Annotated in this window: 8 protein-coding genes; 3 read left to right on the top strand and 5 right to left on the bottom strand. The window is 72.4% G+C overall.

From position 1 onward, the window contains the following. The coding region (locus HMPREF0731_RS07855) for a DNA mismatch repair MutL family protein (protein ID WP_007003539.1) at nt 1–650 on the top strand (650 nt) is incomplete at its 5' end. Nucleotides 651–823: 173 nt separating this feature from the next. Here the strand turns inward: HMPREF0731_RS07855 and pheT are convergent. The 5 genes from pheT to HMPREF0731_RS07830 form a co-directional block, all read right to left on the bottom strand. Further along, entirely contained in the window at nt 824–3,292 is a 2,469-nt protein-coding gene (gene pheT / locus HMPREF0731_RS07850; protein ID WP_007003538.1) for a phenylalanine--tRNA ligase subunit beta, read from the bottom strand. 3 nt (nt 3,293–3,295) lie between these two features. Next, nucleotides 3,296–4,384 (bottom strand): phenylalanine--tRNA ligase subunit alpha, encoded by a 1,089-nt coding sequence (gene pheS, locus HMPREF0731_RS07845; RefSeq protein ID WP_007003537.1) that lies wholly within the window; start codon nt 4,382–4,384, stop codon nt 3,296–3,298. A 129-nt stretch (nt 4,385–4,513) separates the two neighbouring features. After that, nucleotides 4,514–4,885 carry a 50S ribosomal protein L20 gene (gene rplT, locus HMPREF0731_RS07840; protein WP_007003536.1) on the bottom strand — a complete coding sequence of 124 codons (372 nt, stop codon included), beginning with the start codon at nt 4,883–4,885 and terminating at the stop codon, nt 4,514–4,516. Nucleotides 4,886–4,903: 18 nt separating this feature from the next. Next, entirely contained in the window at nt 4,904–5,110 is a 207-nt protein-coding gene (gene rpmI, locus HMPREF0731_RS07835) for a 50S ribosomal protein L35 (RefSeq protein WP_040612546.1), read from the bottom strand. 151 nt (nt 5,111–5,261) lie between these two features. After that, nucleotides 5,262–6,170, bottom strand: coding sequence for a WcbI family polysaccharide biosynthesis putative acetyltransferase (locus tag HMPREF0731_RS07830; protein ID WP_007003534.1), 909 nt, complete (start codon nt 6,168–6,170; stop codon nt 5,262–5,264). Nucleotides 6,171–6,322: 152 nt separating this feature from the next. Between HMPREF0731_RS07830 and dapF the strand changes: the two genes are divergently transcribed. Further along, nucleotides 6,323–7,153: a diaminopimelate epimerase gene (gene dapF / locus HMPREF0731_RS07825; protein WP_007003533.1), complete on the top strand. Its 831-nt coding sequence runs from the start codon at nt 6,323–6,325 to the stop codon at nt 7,151–7,153. After that, complete coding sequence (gene mtaB / locus HMPREF0731_RS07820) at nt 7,150–8,505, top strand: tRNA (N(6)-L-threonylcarbamoyladenosine(37)-C(2))-methylthiotransferase MtaB (RefSeq protein WP_007003532.1); 1,356 nt, start codon at nt 7,150–7,152, stop codon at nt 8,503–8,505. The genes dapF and mtaB overlap by 4 nt, the downstream gene beginning before the upstream one ends. Nucleotides 8,506–8,539 lie beyond the last annotated feature (34 nt).

Here is an 8,539-nt window from a genome sequence, read left to right as displayed (position 1 = left end):
GCCTGCCCGCCCCCCGCCCGCGCCCCGAGGCCGCGCCGCAGGAGCCGCTGCCCGTCGGCCAGGAGGACGGCCCGCTCGGCCGCCCCGTGGCGCAATTGCTGGAAACCTACATCCTGGCCGAGGCACCGGATGGCGCCCTGGTGCTGGTGGACCAGCACGCGGCGCATGAGCGGCTGACCCATGAGCAGCTGAAGGCCCAGCTGCTGGACGGCGAGGTGCGCGCCCAGCCGCTGCTGATCCCCGCCGTGGTCGAGCTGCCCCCCGCCGACGCCGCCCGCCTGCTGGAAGCGGCGCCGACGCTCGCCCGGCTCGGCCTGGAGATCGAGGATTTCGGCGCCGCCACCCTGCTGGTGCGCAGCCTGCCCGCCCTGCTCGGCAATCCCGACCCGGCGCCGCTGCTGCGCGACCTCTGCGCCGAGCTGGCGGAATGGGAGGAAAGCACCGCGCTGGAACGCCGGCTGGACGCCGCCATCGCGCGGCTGGCCTGCCATGGCTCGATCCGCGCCGGGCGCCGCCTCAACCCCGCCGAGATGAGCGCCCTGCTGCGCCAGATGGAGGCGACGCCCCGCGCCTCCACCTGCTCCCACGGGCGGCCGACCTGGCTGCGCATGGGCAAGGCCGAACTGGAAAAGCTGTTCGGGCGGCGCTGAAGGCGGGGCTCATGCTCTTGAGAGGGGCTTCGCCCCTCTCAAACTCTCCCCACCAAAGGCCTGAGGCCTTTGGAAACCCATCTGTTTGGTTTCCACTGAAGGCGGATGCAGGGGACCCTGTCCCCTGCCCAAGGGGAAGAATGGGCGAGTTTGAGGGGGCAACGCCCCCTCAATCAGCGCAGCGTCGCGCCGGTCGCCTTGGCCACGGCGGCGACGATCTTGGCGCCGACCGCCTCGATCTCCGCATCCGTCAGGCTGGCCTCGCGCGGCTGCAGCGTCACCTCCAGCGCCAGCGACACCTTGCCCTCGGGCAGCTTCTCGCCCGCATAGCGGTCGAACAGCGCCACATCGACGATCAGCGCCCGCTCGGCGCCGCGCGCGGCCCGCACCAGGTTCTCCGCCGGCACGCCGGCATCGACCAGGAAGGCAAAGTCGCGCTTCAGCGGCTGGAAGGCCGGCAGATCGGGCACCGCCTTCTTCTTGCGCTTGGGCTCGGGCACGGCATCCAGGAACACCTCGAAGCCGGCGGCGGCGCCGGCCAGGCCGAGCTCCTCGCGCAACTTCGGATGCAGCTCGCCGAAATAGGCCAGCACGGTCTTCGGCCCCTGCCGCACCACGCCCGAGCGGCCCGGATGGTAGTGCCCCGGCGCATCGGCGGTGACCGTCAGCGCCGCCATCGGCACGCCGAGCGCCGCCAGCACCGCCAGCGCATCGCCCTTGGCGTCCATCGCATCGACGGCGCGCGCCGGCGCGGCCCAGTGGCGCGGCGTCTGGCCCAGGCGCAGCCCGGCGGCGACCGCCAGCTGCCCCTCGGGCGAGGCATCCCGGTAGGCGCCGCCCAGCTCGGACAGCGCCACGTCCGGATAGCCGCGCGCCGCGTTGCGGGCGGCCGCCTGCGCCAGGCTGGCCAGCGGCGTCGGGCGCATCTGGTCCAGATCGGCGGCGATCGGGTTGTCGAGGCGCAGCATGGCCGGCGTCTCGCCGAAGCGGGCCGCCGTGGTGCTGTCGAGGAAGCCGAAGGAGACGCAATCCAGCATGCCGCGCGCCGCCATGACGCGCCGCGCCAGGGAGGCCCGCGCCTGCTTCGGCGTCAGCGCCGGGCGCGGCACCGGGGAGGCCACCGGCAGCGACACCGGCGGGATGCGGTCCAGCCCGGGGATGCGCAGCACCTCCTCCAGAAGGTCGCATTCCGGCTCGATCACCGCGCAGCCCTCGGCGGCGGCCTGGGCACGCTCGGGCGACAGCCCCGGGCCCTGCGCCAGCGCGCCGGGGGCGGCGATGTCGTTGCGCCAGGAGGGGACGGAGACCGTGACGGCCTCCGCATCCCGCGCCACCACGCCGAAGCCGAGGCGCTCCAGGATGGCCACCGCCTCATCGGCGGACAGATCGCTGCCGCCGAGGCCGGCGATGCGGGCGAAGCGCAGGCTGGCCTGGCGCTGCCAGGCGGGCTCGGCCCCGGCCTCGGTCACCTCGGAAGGCTCGCCGCCGCAGAGCTCGATCACCATCGCCGTCGCCGCGTCCAGCGCCGCCGGCAGCAGCGCCGGGTCGATGCCGCGCTCGAAGCGGGCGCGGGCGTCGGAGCGGAGATCGTGCCGCCGGCCCGACAGCGCGATGCGCACCGGGTCGAACAGGGCGCATTCGATGAACACCTCGCGGGTCGCCTCGTCGGAGCCGGAATGCTCGCCGCCCATGATGCCGGCGAGGCTCTCGACCGCCTCCGAATCGGCGATCACCAGATCCTCGGGCGTCACGGCCACTTCCTTGCCGTTCAGCGCCAGGAAGCTTTCGCCGTCGCGCCCACGGCGGAGGAACAGCTCGCTGCCCTTCACCTTGGCGACGTCGAAGACGTGCAGCGGCCGGCCGAGGTCATACGTAAAGAAGTTGGTGATATCGACCAGCGCGTTGATCGGCCGCAGCCCGATCGAGGCCAGCCGGTCCTGCAGCCATTTCGGCGAGGGGCCGTTCCTCACCCCGCGCACGGCGCGGCCGACCACCCAGGGGCAGCTCTCCGCATCCTGCAGCACCCAGCGCAGCGGCGAGGGGTAGACGCCCTCGACCTTCGCCGGCGCGAAGGGCTTCAGCGTGCCGAGCCCGGCCGCCGCCAGGTCGCGCGCGATGCCGCGGATGGACAACGCATCGCCGCGGTTCGGCGTGACCGAGATCTCGACCACCGCCTCGTCCAGCCCGGCCCAGCGCGCATAGACCTCGCCCACCGGCGCGTCCTCGGGCAGGTCGAGGATGCCCTCATGGTCGTCGCCAAGGCCGAGCTCGCGGGCGGAGCACATCATGCCCTCGCTCTTGACGCCGCGGATCTCGCCCACTTTCAGCACCATGCCGTTCACCGGCACCACGGCGCCGGGCAGGCCCAGCACCGCCTTCATGCCGGTGCGGGCATTCGGCGCGCCGCAGACGACGGAGCGGATGACGCCATCGCCCACATCGACCTTGCAGGCGCGCAGGCGGTCGGCATTCGGGTGCTGCACCGCCTCGATGACATGGGCGATGCGGAAGGGCGCCAGCGCCGCGCCGCGATCCTCGACGCCCTCGACCTCCAGGCCGATGGTGTTCAGCGCGGCGGTGATCTGGTCGAGGCTCGCCTCGGTCTCGAGATGCTGCTTCAGCCAGCTGACGGAGAACTTCATCGCTCAGACCCCTTCGGCCAGGGTGGCGGGGGAGAGCACGGGCGCGCCGTAATGGCGCAGCCAGCGGACATCGCTCTCATAGAAGGGGCGGAGGTCGGGGATGCCGTGCTTCAGCATGGTGATGCGCTCGATGCCCATGCCGAAGGCGAAGCCCTGCCACTCGCGCGGGTCGATGCCGCAATTGGCCAGCACCTTGGGGTGGACCATGCCGCTGCCCAGGATCTCCAGCCAGTCGCCGCCCTTGCCCAGCTCGCCGGTCTTCCGGTTCCAGCCGATATCGACCTCCATCGAGGGCTCGGTGAAGGGGAAGTAGGAGGAGCGGAAGCGCACCGGCAGGTCGCTGATGCCGAAGAAGGCCCGGAGGAAATCGATCAGGCAGCCCTTCAGATGGCCGAGGGTGATGCCGCGGTCGATCACCAGCCCCTCCACCTGATGGAACATCGGGCTGTGCGTCGCGTCATGGTCGGCGCGCCAGGTGCGGCCGGGCACGATGACGCGGATCGGCGGCGCCTGGTCCAGCATGGTGCGGATCTGCACCGGGCTGGTGTGGGTGCGCAGCACCGGCCGGGCCTCGTTCGCGCCCGCGCGGGCGGGCAGGTAGAAGGTGTCGTGGTCCTGCCGCGCCGGGTGGTGGCCGGGGATGTTCAGCGCGCTGAAATTGTACCAGTCGCCCTCGATATCCGGCCCCTCGGCCAGGGCGAAGCCCATGGCGCCGAAGATCGCCACGATCTCCTCGACCGTGCGGGCGATCGGGTGGATGGCGCCCTGCTCCGGCCCGGCGGGGGGGAAGGGGCGCGGCGGCAGGGTCACATCCAGCCGCTCGGCGGCCAGGCGGGCTTCCAGCGCGGCGGCGTCGAGGGCGACACGCCGCGCCTCGATGGCGCCTTCCAGCGCGGATTTCAGCCGGTTCAGCGCGGCGCCGCGCTCCTTGCGCGCCTCGGCGGGCACGCCGCCCAGACCCTTCAGCAGGGCGGTCAGCTGGCCGTTCTTGCCCAGCACGCCCACCCGCACCGCATCCAGCGCACGCAGATCGGCGGCCTGGGCCAGCGCGGCCTCGGTCTCCGCCTGCAGGGTGGCGAGGTCATCCGTCATCGGTTCGTCCCGTCCGTGGCAGACCGTATCGATCGATACGAAAAAAGCCGCCGGACGCCCTGGGGACCCAGGGCGGCGGCGGCTCGTTCTATCCGTCATCCCCCCGGTTCGCACCAGGGGGAGCGGACATTACGCCTCGGCCGAAGCCGGCAGCGCCGCCTTGGCCTTCTCGACCAGGGCGCCAAAGGCAGCGGCGTCTTCGAAGGCGATGGCGGCCAGCACCTTGCGGTCCAGCTCGATGTTCGCGGCCTTCAGGCCGGCGATGAACTTCGAGTAGGTCAGGCCATGCTCGCGGGTCGCGGCGTTGATGCGCTGGATCCACAGGCCGCGGAACTCACGCTTCTTAACGCGACGGTCGCGATAGGCGTACTGGAGGGCCTTCTCGACGCGCTCGAGCGCGGGGCGATAGGCCTTGGAGGAACGGCCCACATAGCCCTTGGCGAGCTTGAGGACCTTCTTGTGGCGGGCATGGGCGGCAACGCCGCGCTTAACACGAGCCATGGGTTCAGATCCTCTGTCTTACCGGGCCGAACCGTACGGCATCCACTGCTTCACCGTGTCACCATCCTGCTTGTCCAGCACGAAGGTGCCGCGGTTCTGCCGCTTCATCTTGTTCGTCTTGGCGGTCAGCATGTGGCGCTTGTTGCCGGCGCCAGCCTTCACCTTGCCGGTCGCCGTCAGCGTGAAACGCTTCTTGACGCTCGACTTCGTCTTCATCTTGGGCATTTCGGTCTCCTGGTCATCGAGGTCCCCGCCCCGGGAAGAGGCGGGCACGAAACCGCGGCCGGGCATGCCCTACAGGCCCGGACGCGCGGGAAGGAGCGCGCCTATAGCGGGAGTCGCGCCGCGCCGGCAAGGCGTAAAGCGGATCTCGCCCTCAGGCCGCCAGCACGCCGCCATGCTCCCGGTGATAGGCCTCCAGATAGGCCATGGCGCGCGGCGCGGCGCGCAGGGCCTCCGCCACCCGCGCCGGGCCGCCCTGGCGCGCATAGGTTTCGAACAGCTCCCCCACATAGTCCAGCAGCGGCAGGGTGCGGTTCTGCACGGTGATCTGCCGCGCCTCCGGGCCGAAGGCCAGGCCCAGATGCCGGCGCAGCGCCGGATAGGGGAGGATGCGGGTCGTCCCGAGATGCTCCGGCCCCTCCGTGGGCAGGGTGTCGGGCAGGCCGAGCGCGGCCAGGATCTGCCGCCCCATCTCCAGCAGCAGGAAGCGGCTCGGGTGGTTCACGGTGTGGAACAGGCAGGTGCGGCGGAATTCCGCGCGCAGGACCGGCGCGAGGCGCAGCGGCGGGGAGAGGGTGCGGGCCTCGCGCGCCTCGGCCTCGCGCAGGCTCGCCTCGGCGTGGGCCTCGGCGAAGCCGGCGGAGAAGAAATCCTCCCGCCCCGTCTCGCCCACCGCATCCTCCGCCGAGGCGCCGCGCGCATACAGCTCGGCCAGGTGCCAGTCGTGATAATCCATCCGGCAGGCGCGCAGCTCCGGCAGATAGCCGAGCTGCGGGAAATAGCCATCGAAGAGCTGCCCATTGTAGACGACCAGCCGGGCATCCGGCCGCACCGCCTGGCGGATCCAGGCGGTGGAGAGGCGCGTCTCGCCGCGATAGCCCTTCGACACCACCTGCGCCACCACCGCATCGGCCGCGCGGATCTGGCACTCATAGGTGCCGATCTCCTCCAGCATGGCGGCGGTCTGCACCTCGCGGCTGGCGATCTCGAGCCCATGCCCGGCCTCGCCGAGCAGGAGGCGCAGCGCGGTGCTCTGGCAATTGCCGTGGATGTAGACCTGCATGGCGTGTTTCCTGCCGGGCCTGGGAGAAGGCGGCAAGGCCAGCCCCGGCGCCGCCGCGGGCGGCAGGCATCAACCCTGCGTGACAGTGACCCGGCCGGCATGCATGCGCGCGCCCCTTCATTTGCGCCGCACAACGGGGCATATCCTGCCGCATGATCCCGTTCCGGAAGATGCACGGCCTGGGCAACGACTTCATCGTGGTCGATGCCCGTCCCGCCCCGCTGCCGCTGAGCCCGACCCGCATCGCCGCCCTGTCGGACCGGCACCGGGGCATCGGCTGCGACCAGTTCATCACGCTGGAGAGGCCGGAGGCGGGCGCCGACGTCTTCATGCGCATCCACAACCCGGACGGGTCGGAGGCCGAGGCCTGCGGCAACGCCACGCGCTGCGTCGCCTGGCTGCTGATGGCCGAGACCGGCCGCGATCATGTCGTGGTGCGCACCGTGCGCGGCGATTTGCCGTGCGAGCGGCTGGCGGGCGGCACCATCCGCGCCGATATGGGCCCGCCTTCGCTCGCCTGGCAGGAGGTGCCGCTGGCCGAGGCGATGGACACCACCCACCTGCCGATCGACCTCGGCGCGGTGGCCGACCCGGCCGCCTGCTCGATGGGCAATCCGCACGCCACCTTCTTCGTCGAGACGCTGGAGGGGCTGGACTGGCAGGCGCTGGGCCCGCTGGCCGAGCACCACCCCCTGCTGCCGCAGCGCGCCAATATCGGCTTCGCCGAGGTGGTCTCGCCCGAGCATATCCGGCTGGCCATCTGGGAGCGCGGCGCCGGGCCGACGCTGGCCTGCGGCTCCGGCGCCTGCGCCACGCTGGTGAACGCGCATCGCCGCGGCCTGGCCGGCCGGCGCGCCCGCATCGACCTGCCCGGCGGCCCGCTGGAGCTGGAATGGCGGCTCTCCGACAATCACGTGCTGATGGGCGGGCCGGTGGCCACCGCCTTCCTCGGCCAGTTCGACCCCGATACCTTCCCGGCATGAGCGCGGCGCGCCCCGCGCCAGACCTGCTGGCGCCGGGCCCGGGCGCGCGGGAAACCGGCCCTGAGGACGACGCGCTGGCGGGCGGGCTGGAGGAGGGCCCGCTCCGCGTGCTGAGCTTCGGCTGCCGGCTGAACACCTATGAGAGCACGGCGATGCGGGCGCTGGCGCTGCGCGCCGGGCATCGCGACGCCGTGCTGGTCAACACCTGCGCCGTCACCGCCGAGGCCGAGCGCCAGGCGCGCAAGGCGATCCGCCGCGCGCACCGGGAACAGCCGGGCGTGCCGATCCTGGTCACCGGCTGCGCCGCGCAGATCTCGCCCGAATCCTGGGCCGCCCTGCCCGGCGTGGCGCGTGTCATCGGCAATGCCGACAAGCTGAAGCCGGAAGCCTGGGCGCCGGAGGCTTCCCCCGCCCCCGTCACCGACATCATGGCGGCGACCGAGACGGCGGCGCATCTGGTGACCGATTTCGCCGGCCGCGCCCGCGCCTTCGTCCAGGTGCAGCAGGGCTGCGACCATCGCTGCACCTTCTGCGTCATCCCCTATGGCCGCGGCCCCTCGCGCTCCGTGCCGATGGGCGCGGTGGTGGAGCAGGCCCGCGCCCTGGTCGCGCGCGGCTACAACGAGCTGGTGCTGACCGGCGTCGACATCACCAGCTACGGCCCCGACCTGCCGGGCCGGCCGACCCTCGGCCAGCTGGCGCGGCGGCTGCTGGCGCTGCTGCCGGAGCTGCAGCGGCTGCGCCTCTCCTCGCTCGACCCGGTGGAGATCGACGAGGATCTCTGGCGGCTGATCGCCGGGGAGCCGCGGCTGATGCCGCATCTGCACCTGTCGCTGCAGCATGGCGACGATGTGATGCTGAAGCGCATGAAGCGCCGCCACAGCCGCGCCGATGCCCTGGCCTGCGCCCGCCGCGCCCGCGACCTGCGGCCCGGTATCGCCTTCGGCGCCGACCTGATCGCCGGCTTCCCGACCGAGACCGAGGCGCATTTCACCCGCATGCTGGAGCTGGTGGAGGAGGCGGGGCTGCATTTCCTGCACGTCTTCCCCTATTCCGAACGGCCGGGCACCCCGGCCGCCCGCATGCCGCAACTGCCGGTGCCGCTGCGGCGCGAACGCGCCACCCGGCTGCGCGAGGCCGGCGCCGCCGCCGCGCGGCGCTTCTACGAATCCCGTCTGGGGCAGGAGGAAACTGTGCTGCTGGAACGCCGCGACCGAGGCCATACCGAGCATTTCTGCCCGGTCCGGGTGGAGCTGCCCGCCGGGCTGGACCCCGACGCGCTGCATGGCGCGCTGCTGCGGCTGCGCCCGCATGCGGCGACGGCGGACGGCCTGCTGGCGCGGGTGGCCTGAGCCATGGCGCTGCGCGATCTCTGGGCCCGGCTGA

The organism is Pseudoroseomonas cervicalis ATCC 49957 (assembly GCF_000164635.1).
GTDB lineage: Bacteria > Pseudomonadota > Alphaproteobacteria > Acetobacterales > Acetobacteraceae > Pseudoroseomonas > Pseudoroseomonas cervicalis.
The sequence above is the reverse complement of the archived record's forward strand: the minus strand, read 5'-3'. Positions and strand labels throughout refer to the sequence as shown.

Excerpts from the sequence above, each read along its gene's own strand:
- rplT (WP_007003536.1), bottom strand. The coding sequence starts at position 4,885 with ATGGCTCGTGTTAAGCGCGGCGTTGCCGCCCATGCCCGCCACAAGAAG.
- dapF (WP_007003533.1), top strand. The coding sequence starts at position 6,323 with ATGATCCCGTTCCGGAAGATGCACGGCCTGGGCAACGACTTCATCGTG.
- pheS (WP_007003537.1), bottom strand. The coding sequence starts at position 4,384 with ATGACGGATGACCTCGCCACCCTGCAGGCGGAGACCGAGGCCGCGCTG.
- pheT (WP_007003538.1), bottom strand. The coding sequence starts at position 3,292 with ATGAAGTTCTCCGTCAGCTGGCTGAAGCAGCATCTCGAGACCGAGGCG.
- HMPREF0731_RS07830 (WP_007003534.1), bottom strand. The coding sequence starts at position 6,170 with ATGCAGGTCTACATCCACGGCAATTGCCAGAGCACCGCGCTGCGCCTC.
- mtaB (WP_007003532.1), top strand. The coding sequence starts at position 7,150 with ATGAGCGCGGCGCGCCCCGCGCCAGACCTGCTGGCGCCGGGCCCGGGC.
- rpmI (WP_040612546.1), bottom strand. The coding sequence starts at position 5,110 with ATGCCCAAGATGAAGACGAAGTCGAGCGTCAAGAAGCGTTTCACGCTG.